This window comes from Bradyrhizobium sp. (assembly GCF_030646015.1).
Lineage (GTDB): Bacteria > Pseudomonadota > Alphaproteobacteria > Rhizobiales > Xanthobacteraceae > Bradyrhizobium.
Genome location: NZ_JAUSLT010000101.1, coordinates 34,991 through 53,627 on the forward strand (window position 1 = coordinate 34,991; position 18,637 = coordinate 53,627).

Here is an 18,637-nt window from a genome sequence, read left to right on the forward strand (position 1 = left end):
GCCACAGGCCGAGCGAGGAGTCGGAAAGACCTATGGGATCAGGGAGGTCCGATGGTCATCGTCTTGGCGAGCACCCGGAACGCGTTGCCATGAACAGGCAACGCTCTATCCTCAGTTAGCGGCCAGCAATTATGAGACTTCCTCTCCCTTGCGCCCGAGAAATCTCCTGAGCCGCAATCAAGAGTTGCGGCAACTGTTAAGGTATGGTGGATTAGCCGCCACTATTCACGCCACGTCAGCTTTTCAACTGCGCGAGAAATTTTCAATGGCGACTAACCCAGGTGTAAATTCAAATTTCCAAATGATCACTTTTACGCCTGCCGAACGACAAGCCATCATGAGGCTGTCTCGACATTTCTATATCACGCGTGCCGCAGACACCATTACGATCGGAAACAGCACTTACCGCGCCTTCCTTATGCGCCCGACTGAGGCGGTCTCAACTGTCCTTAACGTCGAGCGCGAGATTGTTGTTCTGTTCTCCGACTATGAAACCTTTGAGTCCCGCACCCTTCGGGCGATAGATATGGTCTGTGACCAATTTGATGATGTTCGCGTCGATCGATCTCTTCGGTTCTTGATCAGTCGAGACAAACAGATCGAATCTAGCATTCGTCATTACCTTTCACAGGATCCCGAATATCCGATCGTAATTCCGTTCAACTATGATGATTTTCATGCCTCGAACGAAGATTTCATCTTCAATGCAGTCCGAAGAAATTACCTAATCCGAGACCTATTCGGTTATCAATCCCCCCTCAAGCATGAATACTTTTTCTTCGGACGCCAAAAACTAGTCGAGCACGTTATCGACCTTCATAAGTCCGGACAGAACAGCGGGCTTTTCGGTTTGAGGAAGAGCGGAAAGACCTCAACAATTTATGCGATACAGCGGCGGGCAAAGGCAACCGGCTGCAGGACTATATTAGTTGATTGCCAGGACCCCGCAATTCACGCCAAACGCTTCGGCCCTCTACTTCAATATCTGGTGACCGAGGTTCGTCGAGAATTGAATCTTCGAAAATTGGATATTGATTTGGGCAGCAGCCCCGACAAGATCTCTGAGAATTTCCGAAGGCTTATGAATGATGCGTTGGCTACCGCCGATACGGATGTCCTAATAATCTTCGATGAAATCGAGAATATCTCGCCCAAAACTGCCGCGTCCGCTCATTGGCGCGAAAGCGATGACGCATTGTTGTTCTGGCAGACTGTTAGATCTTTCTTTCAGAGCCCACGCAAACACAAGCTCTCGTTCTGTTTCGTTGGAACGAATCCTCACTTAATTGAGATGACGAAGCTGCACGAAATCGATAACCCGGTTTATCTTTTTGCTCCGAAGACTTTTATTCCGATGTTGTCTCCGGCGGAGACGAGTGAGTTGGTGACTCGCCTCGGTTACTTTATGGGATTGGATTTCGAAGCGAGTGTGGTGTCATACATCCATCAAAGATTCGGCGGTCACCCGTTTTTCATACGACAGTTGTGTAGCCAGATACACAAGAAGACGTCACTAAACAGACCGCGAGGCGTATCCTTGGCGGCGTGTAAGGAAGCGGAACGCGACGCGGGCGCCGATATTCATGGTTATTTGAACGAAATTCTCAGCACACTGAAAAAGTTCTATCCCGATGAACATTCGATGTTGGAGTATTTGGCAAAGAGCGATGTTGCTACCTTTACCGATCTATATCGTTACAACCCAGCTTACGTCGAGCATCTGATCGGTTATGGGCTAGTTGTTAGGCGAGGGGACGACTACGAATTTGGGTTCGACGCGATTGCTGTGTCTGTAAAAGCGAACTTCATCAAGCCCCCAGCATCTGACCTCGACGAACGCTGGCGACAAATTGGTAGTCGCCGGAACCGCCTCGAAGAGGAGATTAGAACGGCTTTATACCGGTGGTCATCGAGGCTTAGTTCAGAGGAATGGGCGGCTGCATTGGACTCTAGCTTGTCGGCCAAACGCAGAACTGAGCTTAGCTCGATTGGTCGACGTGAGGCATTCTCCAGAAATAACAGCCCGCTCTATTTCATGGAAATCCTTAAGCTGGTTCAACTAAGCGGCGAGTTCTCAACGGGAGCTGCGTCTCAAAGCGAAGTGGCGAGCGCTATGGACGAAGTCAACAAGAAGCGCGCCGATGCCCATGCAAAGGAAATCTCCGAACCCGAGTATAAGAAGCTTGTTGCGGCCTTCGAGTTGTTGGAGGATATCTTCTTGCCTCCAGCGTAACGCGTTCAAGCAAGGCGCAACACGAGCTCCGGCGCGCGAGTGCCAACTGTGGCAGATCGGTTTCTCAGTGGAGGTTCGCGTGCCTCAACCTTTCTAATACCGGCGCAGTAGTTAGATTACCTTACGTTCAACTCGCATAAGGGCATCCAATGCTAGGATTTGGGGCGGTCGGTGAGGCTCCGCTCGGGGCACTCCCGAACAGATTCGTTGAGCAGATCCGTAACGGCAGCAACGTCGCCACGGTGGTCGTTTCCGGTCTGATCATTCCTGAGAGGCAGGATGCAGAGGGCATTCTCGTGAAATCCTATGGAGCTTTGTGGCTCGAAATCGCACGGCAGCTAGGCACGGATTGGTCGAAAGCATTTCAACTCTCATCACGCGAATGGGAAGAGATGCTCGCGGGCGCGTTCGCGAAGGAAGGCTACCAAGTAACTCTGACTCCATCGTCAGGTGATCGGGGGCGCGATGTTATCGCCGTGAGGGATGGTGTGGGAAGTATGCGTATTCTGGGGTCAATGAAACGCTATGCGCCTGACAATCTCGTAACGCGAGCGCATGTCCATGAAATGTTCGGCGTCGTGGGCACTGATCTTGGCGCCACTAAAGGTATTATGCGACCACGTCTAACTTCGCGCCGCAGTTCCTCGCCGATCCGGGCCTCGCGAAGGCAATTCCATACAGGCTTGAACTGATGAATGGAGTGCAGCTTCAGGATTGGTTGAGGGGACTTGCAATAACACCTTAGAGCCATAGGTTCGAATGTTCTACAGCAGCTGGTGCTTTTGTATTCTCGACCACTCGCAGGATGCATCGGAGTTGGCTGCCGTGAATCTCACGCGCCACAACTTCCTGCGCCACAATCGTGCCGATTTGCGAATCTGAGCGAATTTAGGCGACTTTTAACGCTGCCACCATTTGCTTTTGGAAAGCCGAGAGCGTTGCTCTGCCAGGGCCGCGGTCCATCAAGAGCAACAACTCACCCGATGAAATGCATCGGTGCCGTTGCGTTTCTAATTTCTATCGGAAGCGGGCGGCGTTCCAACAACGCGCTCATCCTGCTTCCAGAATCGGTCGTTCGGCAATGTCCCTGCTGAATCGGAGGCAAATTCCGGCTTAATACGATTGAGGTAATACATACTGACCAAGCCTTGGTGCTTCACTTCGACGGCGCCGCGGGCTTCGGTCTCGAAGCGTTTATTGATGTGCTGCCAAGTCGATTCAGCGATACTGACGCGGCCCGGAACTCCGGCGGCTTCAACGCGCTGGGCGGTATTCACGGTATTTCCCCAGATATCGTAGGTAAATTTGTGTTTTCCGACTACGCCAGCGATGACTGGTCCGGTATTAATTCCGATCCTTACCTGCCACGCGGGCAGGTGTAGCTTCTCCCGTTGTCGATTGAGCTTGGCCAAGTGATCAATTATGCGCAGTGCGCACAAGCAAGCATCAGTTGCGTGCGAGCGATTGAATTCCGGCACGCCGCCGACAGCGAGATAGGCGTCCCCGATCGTCTTAAGTTTTTCAAGACGATGGGCGGCCATGATGTCGTCGAACTTGGTAAAGTGTTGGTCAAGCTGATCAATGACGCTGGCCGGCTCCATTGTTTCGACCAAGCGAGTGAAACCGCTGAAATCGATAAAGATCACGGTCGCAGAGTCAAAGAAGCGCGGCTCAACGCGATCTCTTGTCTTAAGCTCTTCTGCGATAGATTGTGGTAGTATATTGAGGAGCAGTCGGTCCGATACATCTTTCTCTGCTACTGCACGGTCGCGCGCGCGCTTTAAGTCTTGCAGCATCTCATTTCGCTCAAGCAACTTCCGGCGTAATTCAAGGTGAACCATCGTTTGTCGTGACAGCCGCCGCAATGCCTCCCGCTGTTCGAAGGTAAGTTCGCGCGGTTTGAAGTCGATGACGCACAGTGAGCCCAAAGCGTGACCGTCTTGCGTGATGAGTGGAACGCCGCAGTAGAAGCGTAAGCGCAAACCGGTTGTCACCAGTGGACTGGTATTGAATCTTTGATCTTCTGAAAGGTCTGGGACGTAGAGGATGTCGTCGATACAGACTGTGGCCCTGCAAACAGAAATTTCTCGCGGGCATTCGGAAAGCTCTGCTGGAAGAGGACCAAATTTTGCTTTGATCCATTGCCGCGATGCGTCAACGAAGCTTACCAAGCCGGCGGGGCAGTCGCAAATCTGAGCCGCCAATTCGGCGATTTCGTCGAAGCCAGCTTCCGGAAGAGTGTCAACGATTGCGTAATTGTTGAGCGCTTCAAGGCGTCCAAGCTCGTTGGCCGGCATCGTTTGGTCCATGACAAACTCTCGTTAGCCGGGTCAATCAATCAAGTCGCAGATCGTATGGCTGGAGGCCATACTGCGTCTGCCTATCGTAAATCGAACATGCGCTCCGCCACTAAAGCCTCAAAATAGCACATTGGCATCTGGAAAACGAGCGATCGGTCATGCGGTCCGAGTTTGCCTGAATACCCTCGTGTCACTTTCAGTCGCCTCCCATGGCTGAGGGCAGCCTGGTGTTTCGAAGTTTGCTGTCTATCCGGTCTTTTCGCGAGGCTCGCTGGCAATTGAAGTCTCGAACCTGCCATAGTTCGCGGCGATCTGGAGTGCACCCTTACGGGTGACTTGGGTCTTACCGGTCAGTCTTTTGTCGGATCGGGCGATCGTGGCAAGCGCCGCCAAGTGGCCCGGATGTGCCTGTGACGCGGAAATTATCGCCGGAATGCCGAGAGATGTCCATGTCGGCTGTCGCTAAGCCACGGCCGCCGCCGTTTGGTCGCGCGGACCGAACAGCTGCCTGACTTCCGGACCGGGTTTGGCAGCGCTGAACAGATAGCCCTGCATCTCAGTGCAGCCCAGAGCCCGGAGGCGTTCCTTCTGCTCTAATGTTTCAACGCCTTCCGCCGTCGTCGTCATGTTGCGGGAGACAGCGATGTTTATTACCGCCTGCACGATCGCGGCCGAGCCGTCGATCTCGGCAATGTCGCTTACGAAGGAGCGGTCGATCTTGATCTTGTCGAATGGAAAACGCTTCAGATAGCTCAGCGAGGAGTAGCCGGTGCCGAAATCGTCCAGCGCGATGCGCACGCCGATGTCGCGCAGCTGATGCAGAATCGAAAGAGCCGTCTCGTCATCGTGAATTAGCACCGTCTCGGTGATCTCGATCTCCAGCCGACCGGCCTGAAGGCCGGAGTTCGCAAGCGCGCTCGCGATATTTAACGCCAGTGTTGGACATTTCAGTTGAACGGGTGAGACGTTGACGGCGATACGGATATGATCCGGCCAGCTGGCTGCCTCGGCGCAGGCTGTCCTCAGCACCCAATCGCCGAGTTCGACAATCAGGCCGGTATCTTCCGCCACGGGGATAAATTCGGCCGGAGAGATCATGCCGCGTTCGGAATGGCGCCAGCGCAGTAGGGCCTCGCACCCGGTCACTTCGTCGTGGCGAAGGTTGACTAGTGGTTGGTAGTGGATCTCGAAGTCGCCGTCCACCAGCGCCTGCCGCAGGTCCTGCTCAAGCGTAAGCCGTGCCTTCGCGTTGGCATCCATCGCCGGCTCAAAGAAGCGATGGGTTCGGCGCCCTCCGGCTTTGGCGCCATACATCGCAAGGTCGGCATTTTTGATCAGCTGATCCAGGTCGGTGCCGTCCTGCGGCGCCAGTGCAATACCGATGCTGGCATCGGTAGAGAGTTGGTGACCGAGGCATTGATAGGGCTGCCGGATCGACTCGTGAATGCGGGTGACGAATTCCACGGCATCGCGGACGTTTCTGACGCCGGTCTGGATCACCGCAAACTCATCACCACCAAGCCGCGCGATCAGATCGGACTCGCCGATGCAACCGCGGATGCGGTCAGCCACTGCTTTCAGCAGCTCATCGCCGACATGGTGCCCGAGGGAGTCGTTGATGCCCTTGAATTCGTCGATGTCGATATAGAGCAGGGCGAACTGCTCGCCCTGGCCGGTTCGCTGCAATTCGCGTTCGATCTGCTCGCGGAACAGCACCCGGTTCGGCAGGCCGGTCAGCGCGTCGTAATGCGCGAGGTGCGCGATCCTCTCATCAGCGCGGCGCCGCTCGGTAATGTCTTCCAGCGTGGTAACCCAGCCACCATTTGCCAGCGGCTTATTCACGATCAAAATCGACCGATCGCCCGGCGTTTGCACGACGTTATGAGTCATCCGCTTTTCAGCAACGTTGCGCAGAATCGCGGAGCAAAATTCGTCCGGATCGCCATGAAATGACCCTGTCTGCTTTCGATACCCAATAATATCCCGAAGATGAGAGCCCGGCTTTATTACATCCGAATCCAGATTATACATTTCCAGATAGCGCTGATTGCACAAAACGATCCGGGCATCCGAGTCATACAACAACAAGCCCTGCGTCATATTGTTGATGGCGGTATCAAGACGCTCTTTTTGGAGCGCAAGCGTGCGCTCCGAGTCGTTGTGTTGCTTAGACAGGTTTCGAACGATGAAGAACAAGGTAAAAGCGATCACAAGGGCGGCTAGGCCGGCCGCCGCAACTAGGAATCGGGTCTGGGCCCGCCAGTCAGTCAAAGCCGTTGCGACGGTGCTAGTTGCGATAATTGAAATGGGAAACTTGCTAAGGGCACGGACGGCCGCCAGACGGTCTTCGCCGTCGACTGGACTGATCAAGCGCATCGTTCCGTGGCCCGCTTCGGACAAGATTTTCGAGACCGGAGCAGTCTTGAAGTTTTGACCAATCATCCTTTCGATGTGCGGAAAGCGCGCGAGTAGCGTCCCGTCACGATGCAACACTGTAATCGCAGAGCCTTTTCCCAGTTCCAGCGATTCAAAAAAGCTTTCCAAGTTGGCCGGCGATAAACCTCGCGTAACGACACCCAAAAACTCGCCAGAAGGGCTGGCTATTTTACGCGCAAGGACTGTCGTCCACCCGCCCGAAAATCGGCCATTAACTAGTGCGATCGATACTGTCGGCGAGCGGCTGTCCGCAGCAAAACTCTCGAAATAGCTGCGATCCGCTATGCTGATGTCAGGAACCGGCCAAGATCTAGACGAGTTGATAAGCTGTCCGGTAGCGTCAAAAATATTGATTCCTGCGGTGTCAGATAATGCACCGACCACAGCTTCCAAATTTTTATGAAAGCCCTCGGTTGATATTTGACGCCTGAACGCCTCAGGCGAACCTAGACCAAAGCGCTCAATTCTCCGAACCAAGTCTGCTTGAACGGCTTCGAAATTCTGGAGTTCTCGATCAAAATGACGAGTGAGCAGTAAGACGGTATTGTGCAACTCGCGCTCGCGATCTTCCAGAGCGCGTTGTCGAAAGCTTATAACGGCGATTGCAGTGCCGACTACGATGAATGCAATAAGCAGAGCGCCACCGAGAATCAACCAGTTCAGTGGGTTGCGGCGAGCAATGGCCGCTTTGCCCGCAGGCTTGCTGTTGTTCCTTACCGGAAGAATTTCCGACATCGCCCCCCCTTGGAGAGGCGTAATTAACATGCATGAATGGAGGAACCCTTGGGAATCGGGGTTACCGGAGCGTTAATGCCGAGAGCCCGACCGCCCGGCTTCGGAAAGGGTCGCCATCCAGGCTCGTGGTCCATCGCGTATAGCGGCGGGGAAGCTTTACCCTTCTGATCTAGCGCAAAGCGATGTTCAGAATGGGGGCCTAGGATGCTGCTCCATCGCAAACCAAGGACAACGATGACCAAATCCGTTCCTGACAAGGCCGAGATCGCGCTGGAGTATCCTGACAAATTCTACGTCGGGACTTTTGAGAAGTCGTCCCGGTTCGAAGCCCACCTCGATCCAACCGGCTTCGCGCTGGTGCTGGAACGACCCGGCGCCGAAGATGTGCGCAAATCGATACACATGCACATTGCCTTCGGGCTGCTCGCCGGCATTCTCTGCGAGCTTGCCGCGACTGTCGGCCAAATTCCAGAGGACGACATCCTTCATCGCGATCAGCTCACCGAGGCGGTCACTCAATTGTATCGCGCGCTGACAAAAGAAAAGTAAGTCAGAGAACGTGGCTGGTTATTCTCCCCATTTAAGCAGATCGGACCCAAAAGACGAGGATCGGCGAGCGTCCAACGGTAAGGTTGACCAGTTAGGTTAAATCGTGATCTCAGTTGTATCGTTGGCAATCTCTCTTCAAGGTCTTGGCTCCTTGATTGGGGAGTAGCTGCTTTGTCCAAGACTAAGATTTCCAGCACGGACCTTGTCTGGATCTTTCGTGAAAAACTATCGTCGTTCGACGGCTGTTCACCATCGACCGCAATCGCGGTTGTGCCTACTAGCAGCGGTTGGACGGCGGTGACAAGCAAGCGCGACCGAGCAAGGCCTGAGTGTGCCAGGCGCATCGAGCTCATTCAAAGACAACTTCGTGAGATCTATGTCCTTGAGAAGGATTGAAGTCTGGCACGCTGGAGGCGTCAGATCGGGGGAGTATGTCCGCGCGGAAAGGACCGACTGGGCGTTCTTGGGCCTCGCACTCTAGTTCAATACCGAGAGTGTCTTATAAGACCTTTAAGTTGTCCTCTAAGTTGTCCTCGCGGGCAAGCTACGGCGTGAAATCCGAAGCTTCAGAGACCCAAATGTCAAGCAGCTCGACGGGCTCAAGACGCCCTATGTTTGTCTGTCAAAAAAGCTTAATGCGTCTACAACCGCGGTGAGATGGGCGGGATCATCGGCGGCTCGACGAGCAAGCTCTTCCTTTGCGCAGAAGACAGCATCACGATCCATGTCGGCTTGGCGCGTCATCCAAGATAAATAGTCTGGCGGAATATCGGACCATCTCGCGCCCCGATGCTTTCCAAACGCTATTGTTGGCATCATTTTCGGCTTTAATGTCCAGTCGACCAACTCGTCGAATGAAGCGGCTTTAACGAGTTCTGAAAAGAGATGCGCGGTTACCCACGCATCGGGAGCTGCTCGGTGCGGGGGCATCGCGAACGTAGGGTCAAGCGTTAATCCCCGCCAATATCGAAGGACTTGGTTGGAGTGACGGGGCGCGTCAGGCCAAACACGTAAAGCAAGCTTGTGGGTGCAGATCCATGGGACTGCTCCCGTAATGCGATCAGGAATGAAACGCTGTTCGAACTCGCAGTTGTGGGCGACGAACGCATCGGGCATCGGATCTTGAAAAATCTCTGAATAAATCGCGGCATCAGAGCAATTGATGGTCGCGACGTCGAAGTCTGCCTCGGTGATGTGGTGAATCGCCATCGTCTCCGGTGGAATGCCGTTGACAGGTCGGAATAGCCGCGAGCGTGGCGCATCTATAATGACGCTATCTGCTTCAACGAGGACGTCTACGCAGCCAACCTCGATGATTTCAGCAGGAGGCGTGAGGCCCGTCGTCTCAATATCAATAATTCTGAACAGCAATTCGCAAGCTCCGTGCCTAAATCGTGCCTATCAGCGATTATATCACGAAGGGGGTCGAATTCTTGCTTTAATATCAAGAGGTTCAGCTTGCTTAGAGCGGTGCCTTGCCGGGGCCACGGTCCATCGAGACTTGAGCAAGGAGCGGCGTGCCTGGAGGTTGCCGTAAGCACGCCTAATCTCCTGCCGATGAAACCATCGGTGCTAGCCAGTGAAAGCTCACCGGCCTGGTGGGCTCGGAACGGGTTCGCCGCCTTCCCCACCACCACGATTGATCCGCCCCAATGTGCGGCTTCTCCCGTGGTCCCCGCGCTTTTGGGTCCGGGTCCCCATCGAACAGCGTCAATCAGCCGGAAGCGTTGAAGACATCTGCACGATATTTCGAAATTCGCTTAGGAACTCCGGTTGGCGCTTTTCAAGATACTTTGCCACTTTGGGATTGCCGATGAGTTTGGCGAGGTATCCTTTGACGACCGTCAAGTGAAGGTGATCCTGACCATACGTATCTTGGATAGAGGTTATGGCTTGCTGAAGTCGCGACAATTCGCCCTCCATCCGCGCCAAGGCCTCCGCCGTCATGCCCTTCAATCGCTTTGGTGTAGCAGGATCGACCAACTGCGCTTGTGGTGTTCCCGCAAGAATTGCGGTCGCATAGCTGACGGAATAGTTGTTGGCGTTTATAAGAAGTTCCGCGGCCTCAATCTGACGGATTGGACTCATCTTCCGCAAGACGTCGAAAACGGCCATTGGGCAGATCTTATCCTTGAGCAAGCCGACGGTCTCTTCGCAAATGCCGTCTATCAGGTTGGCTTTGCGCACAAGGCTGCGCACGTTTATGTCGAGTGCTTTTGCGATCTTCTCTTTCGGCACATTCCGTTCGATCGCCTTTGCGATCATTCGCTGCTCTTGGATTGCAGATAGTCGGCTTATGCGCTTGTTGTATGTAAATGCTTCGTCGTCGGTCGAAAGCAAACACTCGACGTCTGTATGACCTAAATCCTTGAGCACCTCTAGCCTGAGGTGGCCGTCCAATAGCAGGTAGGATCCCTGCTTGTCTGGGCAGACAACGGGTGGTTCAACAAGGCCGATCTCGGCGATAGAGGTTGCGATCTGCCGATACTTATGGCTCGACTTCACGGTTTTACCAATGGCGCGAACTGGCAGAATCGCATCGAGCGAGATAACGAGGGTGTCAGAGCTAAAGGCCTGAATCACCTCTTCTAACGCATCCGGTTTGACGAAGCGGTTCATTTTGCCGGCCTTGCTTCGAGTTGTTGCTGTAAAAATGCCGGCATTAGGCCAAGCTCTTCCGCCTGAAGCAGGCGCGCAAACTCACTATCGCCTCGCAAGGCTCGAATGGCCTCCACCACGAATAGAAGTCGGTTTTGGGTGACCTCCGCTTTCTTGACAAGAAGGCGCTGGCGATCGGCCTCTTGCCGGTAGACCCTGATCATAGACTCGCTCGTCAGAGGTCTTTTGGCGCTGTCGCGCCGCCCATAGATCAGTCCATGAAGATGCTTGCCGCGACGCCTGCGTTGATCAATCAAGCGCCGGACGGCAACTAGCTTTCGTCCCCTGAGCTTCTTCTCCGCGTAGGCTTGAGTGAGTGCGTGCTGCACCTCATCATCGTCAGACTTTGCAATCTCTATCGCCATATTCAGAGGTAAAATGCCAATTTCTACGGCGTTTACCAATCTCTCCTCGCCCTTGTTCAGCAAAGTGCTGATCATCCGGATGTAATCCTGGCTGACTCCTATCTTCTCGGCGATGTCTCGATCGTTGTATCCCCGCTTCCGAAGCGTAGCGATGTCCCCCAACAAGTCGATGGCACGATGCTGACGGCGCGCACAATTTTCCACCAAGCTCATAACGAGGCAGTCGCTTTCCTCCGCCTCGATTATAAGTGCGGGAATCTCTGACTGGCCGAGTTGAACGAAGGCTTCGATACGTCCCTGTCCACAAACTAAGTCGTATTCGAAAGAATCTGCCTCTGACGTTCGAGGACTGACTGTGATTGGACGTTTGAGGCCGACCTGCGCGATGCTTTTGACGATTTCGGCGAAGTTTCGCTGATTTCTCGCTCGTGGATTTAGTATGCGTATCTTCTCTATTTGGATGCTCTTTAGCTTTCGTGTTTCGAGGGGCGTCCGGTTAGGGATACTCATGCTGCTTCTCCAAACGAGCATTGGCGTGCCAGTGAATAGAGAAAATCTAACGATTCAAATCGATACGCATCCAAGGACAGAGCATTGCTCTCCGATAGCTTTAAGTGTGAAAAATTCATGTCGATGCTGGGAAAAAGGTAATAGTCAAGTGGGCCCAAGTTGGTAGCTTCTAACCGCACGGCGATGGTCATGTCTGGCAACAGACCGGTGTCAAGACGGATACGCCAACGAAGAGAGCCGCTCGTAGTTGTTAGAGCGCGAGCAAGGACAACCGCTACGGTGAAGCCACCATTGATAGTTAAGAGTTGGCTTTGTTCATCGAGGGCGACTTCGCCGCCGGCACGTTGAAAACCTGAGACTATTTTACTCAGAACAAGTGGATAGATTTCACGAATGTGGCGATTAGCTTCGATGTATCGGTAGTCGCGTTCAGGAACGTAGCCAATCAAATTGTAGGCACGAATAAGGCTGCCAAAGCGGTATCGATACGCGCTCGAGGAGGGCATGTCGTCTCGTTCGTCGATAACGATGCCTGATAAAGACCCCTCTTCCTCTAAAACTGTCTGAAGCATCGATAGAAGCTGCTCGTCCGAATAATGATTGCTTCGCGCGTCAATTATGGATCGAGCTCTCTCAAAGAGAGCCTGCGATACGACGGATGGATAGACGCCCTCCGCACGAACCCAGGTCTCACGATTGTTGACTATCCGCCGTTGCTTCAATTTGAATGAGATGCGATTGAAGACGTTGTTTCCAATATATTTTTCGTTCGTGAGGACTTGATGCACCGTTGATCGGGTCCACGGTTTGGCCAAGTCAGTAAGTATTCCACGGCTATTTAAGTCGGAAGCGATCTGTTGTTCGGAAAGACCAGCGTCGACGAACAGAGAATATATTCTGCGGACTTGATCGACTTCATCCTGCGGGCCAAGGGTGAGCACTACCCGATCTGTTTGCAGGCTTTTCCGGTCGCCTCGATGGAGTTCTCCTTTCGATACGTGGTTTTCATCGATCAGCTCTCGCCGTAGGCCATAGCCGGGCGCTCCGCCTTGTCTAAAGCCGAGTTCTACCAAGCGACATTGACCAGCAAATACCTTGACCGAGAGTTCGCGGCTGTATTCTCCAGCCATGACTCGCTTCACATTTTTCAGCAAAATTGAACCGATGCTGCCGTCATTGTCGAACTGCTCCTCGCAATAGTGCACCCGAATTCCTGCCCGGGAACAAAGATGCTCGTAATAAGCCGCTTCATCGGCGTTTTGGAAGCGTCCCCAGCGGCTCACATCGTAGACAAGGATCGCATCGAAATCGCCGGCGCTCGACTGCACGTCCTTCATCAATTGCTGCAACCCATCCCGGCCACCCACGGTCAATCCACTGCGGCCCGAGTCTTCGTAAATCCGACAGATTTCCAGACCACGCTTGTCTGCGTAGCGCCGAATTGCTTCGAGTTGATTCTCTGTTGAGTATTTTTGTAAGTCCGTGGACATTCTTACGTAGGCAGCTGCGTGAGCGGGCCTATCGATGGAATCTTTGTTCGAAGCTGGGCGACTGATTCGCCTAATCAATTGCGGACACCTTTTACTAACGACGATCGATAGCACCTTGGGGCCATGTCCTCGCCGCCAACATCTTAAGTAGTGAAGCTACGGAAAGTCGTTTCCAAATAGGGGCAAGTTCTTTCCGGCAGTGAGGCGCTTCGTGGAGAACCGAGCGAATCGATTTGCAACTGAAATAGCTGCAGCCCTTCAACGAGCAGCGGCCGAAAGCGGTCTGCAGATTAAGACTGTTGCCGGATGGACGGGTGCGAATGAGCGAACTGTCAAAAACTGGTTTTCAGGTCAATTCGGTCCTAGCGGCGAGCATTTGCTGGTCTTGGCGCGACATAGCCACGAGGTCTTCAAGACGATGCTGGCGATAATGGACCGGCAAGACTTGCTCATAGCGCTCGAATTCGATGAAATAGAGCAGCGCATCGAAAGGCTAGCTGTTCTTATGGAACGTTTGAAATTTAAAGATGAGTAGTGCCAGTTGACTCAGAGGGCAGCATTGTTGGGAAGGGCGGTTGCTTCCCAGTCATGTCACCGATCTAAATCGTTCGAAGCGCATGGCCAATCGATCTCGATCGGGGTGGTCCTTTGCGCGGCTTGGCAGACGAATGCTCCGACCGTTTAGCTGCTTCAGTGCTTCCAGCATCGGACCATCATTCTGTCCGAGAAGTCGATCTGACACATGCATGCGAAAGTCGGGATCGATTCCGATCAGATGCGCATCGAAAGCAGCGTGGTGGATCTTCGAAAGTGGAATTCCGTTTGTGACCACGGGCTGACCAAGCCGCTCATTTCCATCGGCGATGATGTGTGCAGCGTCGAGCAGTAGAGGTTCGGGAAGGCCAGAAAGCGCACAGCGGCCGTCGTATGCTGCAATTACAGCCTCTCTGAAGGTGGCCTGATGTAGCCGCTGCTTGACGGTGCGCAGCGCATATCGTCGCTCCGCGCTGTCAGTCGGAGGAACCAGGGTCTCTGAATCAGGCCCGAACGTTACGCGGGTCTTTAATTCTTGACCGTCCCAGCCGGAGATAAAGGTCGGGAGGAGAGCTTGGTAGCGGCCCGGTGCTATCCCAAGGAAATAGATTATCGGCATTTGGTTCTCGTATGCCTCCCTCAACCACCGGTTATCGGCAGCATCGGGGTTTTTGCCCATAAAGGCGTAATCCACTGACTCATCACCGTGAAATATCTGGCGATGAACGTCCCTTTGATCGTCATACCAGACTTTGCCACCTGGCTTCGGAAAGACCGTCTTAATCGAGAGTAAGAATCGCATTTGGTGTGGTTTGAAAATGCCGCGCTGGGGGTTGACCAGAGGAATGCGTTCCCCCCGAAAAAGAAATCCGGGCTTTAGCTCCATAACTGTCAGATGGTCATGAATTTCATTCAACCCCCGGACGCGGTCAAAGGCGGCCAGTCGCATAAGAGTGTCAAGGTCTGGGGTGTCCATCAGGCTAAATCCAGGCTGCGCAACTATCTCAACGCGGCGTCCAGCGGATGGCAAGTCACGTTCAGCCGGAGATTACCTTGCAGATACCTATTGGCGGTGCGCGTAGATCGCGCGCTCGGTCGCCCCGACGAGACTGCGATTAGGCTGATAGCTTGTCTGGATCTACTGAGTTAGCCACAGCCCGCGTATTGTCCACAACAAGCCGAAGCTTCGGAACCGGTTTCAGCGGAGCCAAGCCTATGTCGTCGCGCAAAGGTGGTTCGCTGTCTGACGTTACTCGAACCGGTGCCTCGAGCTGGGTCAGAAACTGACGGCCCGCATTGGTAATGCGCCAACCGTCCATTTGTCGGTTGACGAACGCGCTACTGAAGATGTCGAGCCGGGGAGCGCTGGCTGCGAGCCGCTTCATTCGATCTGTCCAGTCTGACCCGCTGGACATCAGAATGCTGACATAATGGGTAAGGTCGGCGACCGATGCGTGCCCGTCCGGATGGCCTGCTAAGACTTTCAACACCGTAATCTGAAAACTCACGGCACACTTTCGCAACAAAACGACTACTAATATGGCTTGAGCATGCTTCGCTTATTTTCCGCCGTCTAGCCGTTTGTTGAGTGATTTCTCCGATGTGTCGGGCTAGCAACAGATTGTTCTGTTTTCCTTTTGCAGTGCGATAGACGAAACCATGATATGCGGAGCTTGTGAATTTCCTCGTTTCAGCCACCGACACCGCAGGCCGGATAAACCTAAGCCGGGACACGGCGGCGGCCGCCCTGAAGAAGGCGCGCGAGCTTCTTTATGATGGGTGTTGGGACGTGAAGATCTACTGCCCGGACGGCCGAGTATTCAGTTCCGAAGAGTTTGATCAGTTCGAAACGTAGCGCTTCTTGGTCACAGGACGTGCAGACGGAGCGAGCGCCAGAAGCCAGCTAGCGATGCAACAATCGTGGCCCGGGCGTGCCGCTGACAGGTAGATCGCTAAAAAACTGCCTGCAGGAGCGACAAAAAGCGTAATTTTAAAGGAATTCAGCACGGTCCGGTCCAGCTTCGGAGGGCAACGCTCTATCCAGTTGAGCTACGGGTGCGTGACGGTCCATTTAGCCGATTGGCGGGGCAGGGGCAACGGCCGAGCCGGAGGCTTTTGGGGAGGAAAGCGGCTCCTCCCGGACCAAAGTCGGCTTCCGAACCGGTCGATTAGTGCTAGCCTTCGCGGGCTCGACTTCATGAGAATCGACGGGGACGCCTCATGTACAAGAAAGTTCTTCTCGCCTATGACGGCTCGATCGAAGGACGGCGCGCGTTGCGGGAGGGTGCCAAGCTCGCGCAAATTTGTGGCGCGGAAGTCTTCCTGCTGGCGGTCGTGGAAAATGCCCCCGCGCTTGCGACCCTGGAGGGCGGCGTCGGGATCTCGATGGACGAACAGATCTCGGCTTACAAGGCGATCCTGGCCGAAGGCGTGGAGCGGCTCAGGGCTATCGGATTCTCGCCGACGGCACGGCTGGGCATGGGCGCCCCCGCACAGCAGATCGCCGCGGTCGCCGAGGAGATCGGTGCGAATCTGGTCGTGGTCGGCCATCGCCCCACCGGGCCGCTGGCGCGATGGTGGTTCGGGTCGGTCGGCACCTATCTCACCGATCAGCTTCGCTGCAGTGTTCTGATCGCCCAAACCGAAATCGGCGACGATCAGTTTGCCCAGCTGCTGACGACACCGCCGGCATAGAGGCCTCGAACTCGTGCCCCGGACGCGGTGCAGCACGCCGCGCAGCGGCGTGGTGAACCGCAGAGCCGGGGCCCATACCTATCGTCCGCTTGGGTCCCGGCTCTGCGGAGCAGCGCCAAGAGCGCTGCACCGCGTCCGGGACACGAGAGTGCCGTCCAACTGCCGGCGTTCGCTTGCGCAGCAAATCCTAAATCGCTCGCCGTAACCGCGGGCCGGCGATACATTGGCCGCCAACCAGAACCGGGTAGGGCCAATGGATGGGCTGAACTCGACATTCGCGTGGGGAAACGTATCCGAGAATTTCGCGCTGTTTCGAACGCTCAGTTCCGAACAGCGGCGGAAGGCTGTTCGCGCGATGGTGCGCCGGGATCTGGTGCGCGGCCAGCTGCTGGTGGCGCAGGGCGAGCCTTCGGATGCCCTGTTCATCGTGCTGCATGGCGCGCTCGCGGTCCGCAAATCGGGCGATACCGCTGTCATCGCCGAGCTTCGCGCCGGCGAGCTGGTGGGTGAAATCGGCTTCTTCGCCAATGTGCCGCGCACCGCCGATGTGATTGCGATCCGCGACACCAGCGTGCTGGTGCTGACGCGCGCCGCCTATCACGAGCTGGCCGAACACACCCCGGCCATCGTCGAAGCGGTGCTCGCAGCACTGGCGCTGCGCTTCGCCCGGGAGACGGCGCGCCTCACTCCGATGCGCGCTTCGCCGGCGGCGCGAACGGTGGCGCTGATCCAGGGCGGATATGAGCCTGTTCCGGAAGCTTTCGAACGCCGCCTGCGCATCGGCCTTGCGGCGACCAATGCCGAGATCGTCGATCCCGTCCGCCTCGAGACCATGTTTCCCGGCCGGGCACTGGATTCGCCTGAAGTTACCGACTGGCTCAACAAGATCGAGCAGACCGCGCCGCTGGTGGTCTATCTCGGCGGTCGCGACGATTCAGTCTGGACCCGCAAGGCCATTCGCCAGGCCGACCTGGTGGTGTTCGTCACGCATGGCAAGGCGCCCGCCGCCGGTGTGCTGACCGAGGTCGAGACTTTCGCCTGCAAGATTCATCCCGCTTCGGCGCGCCGCCTGGTTCGCATTCACGAGCGGCGCAGCGGCGAGGTCAGCGGCACCGCGGCCTGGCTCGCCCGCCTGCCGTGCTTCATGAACCACCATGTCGCGCTGGAGGATCAGGCCGATATCGACAGCCTGATCCGCTTCATGTCCGGACGCGCGCTCGGCTTCGTCGCGGCCGGCGGCGGCGCCTTCGGATCGGCACATGTCGGTATCTACCGGGCTTTCCGCGAGCGCGGCGTCGTGTTCGATATCTTCGTCGGCACCAGCGTCGGCTCGGCGATGGCGGCGGGTTTCGCCAAGAATCACGAGGCCGATCATCTCGAGCGCGGCACCCACGAGATCTTCGTGAAAAGCCGCAGCTTCCGGCGGCCGACCTGGCCGCGTTATGCCCTGCTGGATCACAAGGCGTTCGATCGCGCGCTGGCCGATCAATACGGCGGCCAGTGCCGGATCGAGGATTGCTGGCGGCCGTTCGCGGCGGTCGCGACCAACCTCTCCACCCATAATCTCGAATTGATCCGGTCGGGGCTGCTCTGGCACGCGGTGCGCGCCTCCAGCGCGATCCCTGGGTTGTTGCCGCCGTTCTACACGCCGGAGGGGGCGATGCTGGTCGATGGCTGCCTGATCGACAATGTTCCGCTGGCGCAGATGCATCAGCTGAAGAGCGGCCCCAACCTGGTGGTGCATTTCGGCGATCCCGCGGACGAGATGTTCGATGTCGACTACGCCGAACTGCCCGGCCGGTTCGAACTCGCCTTGGCGATGCTGACGCCGTTCCGCAAGAAGCTGCTGCCGGCGGCGCCGAGCGCGGTCAATGTGCTGTGGCGAAGCCTGGTGGCGCATCAGCGCTACGATACGCTGCCGACCGCGCCGCACGATCATGTGATGCGGCCGCCGGTTTCGTCCGAGATCGGCGTCACCGAGTTCGAGCGCCACACCGAGATTTACGATGCGTCCTATCTCTGGGCCCGCGAGGCCATCGCGGTGCTGGAAGCGGAAGGCAATGCGGCGATCGCCGCCATCCTCGCCACCGCCAATACGCCAACTGCGCGATGACATCCGGTTGGCATACTGCG

The 18,637-nt window shown here is 55.6% G+C and carries 14 protein-coding genes; 6 read left to right on the plus strand and 8 right to left on the minus strand.

Translation table 11 applies throughout. The annotated features are described in order from the left end of the window. Positions 1 to 148: 148 nt before the first annotated feature. Both Q7T45_RS16275 and Q7T45_RS29040 read left to right on the plus strand, forming a co-directional pair. A complete protein-coding gene (locus tag Q7T45_RS16275; RefSeq protein ID WP_304871966.1) occupies positions 149 to 2,233 on the plus strand; it encodes an AAA family ATPase in 2,085 nt (694 codons plus the stop codon). Between the two features lie 149 nt (positions 2,234 to 2,382). After that, positions 2,383 to 2,925, plus strand: a complete 543-nt coding sequence (locus tag Q7T45_RS29040) for a restriction endonuclease (protein WP_370691289.1) — start codon at positions 2,383 to 2,385, stop codon at positions 2,923 to 2,925. Between the two features lie 318 nt (positions 2,926 to 3,243). On the opposite strand, the gene Q7T45_RS16280 is transcribed toward Q7T45_RS29040, so the two are convergent. Beyond that, a complete protein-coding gene (locus Q7T45_RS16280; RefSeq protein WP_304871967.1) occupies positions 3,244 to 4,542 on the minus strand; it encodes an adenylate/guanylate cyclase domain-containing protein in 1,299 nt (432 codons plus the stop codon). A 453-nt stretch (positions 4,543 to 4,995) separates the two neighbouring features. After that, positions 4,996 to 7,704: an EAL domain-containing protein gene (locus Q7T45_RS16285; protein ID WP_304871968.1), complete on the minus strand. Its 2,709-nt coding sequence runs from the start codon at positions 7,702 to 7,704 to the stop codon at positions 4,996 to 4,998. 234 nt (positions 7,705 to 7,938) lie between these two features. Here Q7T45_RS16285 and Q7T45_RS16290 point away from each other — a divergent pair, with 234 nt between their 5' ends. After that, on the plus strand, positions 7,939 to 8,253 hold the full coding sequence (locus tag Q7T45_RS16290; protein WP_304872052.1) for a hypothetical protein: 315 nt from the start codon (positions 7,939 to 7,941) through the stop codon (positions 8,251 to 8,253). Between the two features lie 609 nt (positions 8,254 to 8,862). Here Q7T45_RS16290 and Q7T45_RS16295 read toward each other — a convergent pair. From Q7T45_RS16295 to Q7T45_RS16310, 4 genes are all read right to left on the minus strand, one after another. Continuing rightward, entirely contained in the window at positions 8,863 to 9,624 is a 762-nt protein-coding gene (locus Q7T45_RS16295; protein WP_304871969.1) for an exonuclease domain-containing protein, read from the minus strand. A gap of 339 nt (positions 9,625 to 9,963) precedes the next feature. After that, the gene (locus tag Q7T45_RS16300) at positions 9,964 to 10,872 is read right to left on the minus strand and encodes a plasmid partitioning protein RepB C-terminal domain-containing protein (protein WP_304871970.1); all 909 of its coding nucleotides are present in this window, start codon (positions 10,870 to 10,872) and stop codon (positions 9,964 to 9,966) included. Next, complete coding sequence (locus Q7T45_RS16305) at positions 10,869 to 11,786, minus strand: plasmid partitioning protein RepB C-terminal domain-containing protein (protein ID WP_304871971.1); 918 nt, start codon at positions 11,784 to 11,786, stop codon at positions 10,869 to 10,871. The genes Q7T45_RS16300 and Q7T45_RS16305 overlap by 4 nt, the downstream gene beginning before the upstream one ends. Continuing rightward, a complete protein-coding gene (locus tag Q7T45_RS16310; RefSeq protein WP_370691290.1) occupies positions 11,783 to 13,390 on the minus strand; it encodes a recombinase family protein in 1,608 nt (535 codons plus the stop codon). Before Q7T45_RS16310 ends, Q7T45_RS16305 begins: the two co-directional genes overlap by 4 nt. A gap of 97 nt (positions 13,391 to 13,487) precedes the next feature. Between Q7T45_RS16310 and Q7T45_RS16315 the strand changes: the two genes are divergently transcribed. Further along, positions 13,488 to 13,811, plus strand: a complete 324-nt coding sequence (locus Q7T45_RS16315; RefSeq protein ID WP_304871972.1) for a hypothetical protein — start codon at positions 13,488 to 13,490, stop codon at positions 13,809 to 13,811. 51 nt (positions 13,812 to 13,862) lie between these two features. Here the strand turns inward: Q7T45_RS16315 and Q7T45_RS16320 are convergent, their stop codons facing one another. Together Q7T45_RS16320 and Q7T45_RS16325 are read right to left on the minus strand one after the other, a co-directional pair. Further along, the gene (locus tag Q7T45_RS16320; protein WP_304871974.1) at positions 13,863 to 14,786 is read right to left on the minus strand and encodes an HNH endonuclease; all 924 of its coding nucleotides are present in this window, start codon (positions 14,784 to 14,786) and stop codon (positions 13,863 to 13,865) included. A gap of 139 nt (positions 14,787 to 14,925) precedes the next feature. Next, the gene (locus Q7T45_RS16325; RefSeq protein WP_304871976.1) at positions 14,926 to 15,318 is read right to left on the minus strand and encodes a hypothetical protein; all 393 of its coding nucleotides are present in this window, start codon (positions 15,316 to 15,318) and stop codon (positions 14,926 to 14,928) included. A 712-nt stretch (positions 15,319 to 16,030) separates the two neighbouring features. Between Q7T45_RS16325 and Q7T45_RS16330 the strand changes: the two genes are divergently transcribed. Continuing rightward, positions 16,031 to 16,504, plus strand: coding sequence for a universal stress protein (locus Q7T45_RS16330; protein ID WP_304871978.1), 474 nt, complete (start codon positions 16,031 to 16,033; stop codon positions 16,502 to 16,504). 253 nt (positions 16,505 to 16,757) lie between these two features. Next, a complete protein-coding gene (locus tag Q7T45_RS16335; protein ID WP_304871980.1) occupies positions 16,758 to 18,617 on the plus strand; it encodes a patatin-like phospholipase family protein in 1,860 nt (619 codons plus the stop codon). Positions 18,618 to 18,637 lie beyond the last annotated feature (20 nt).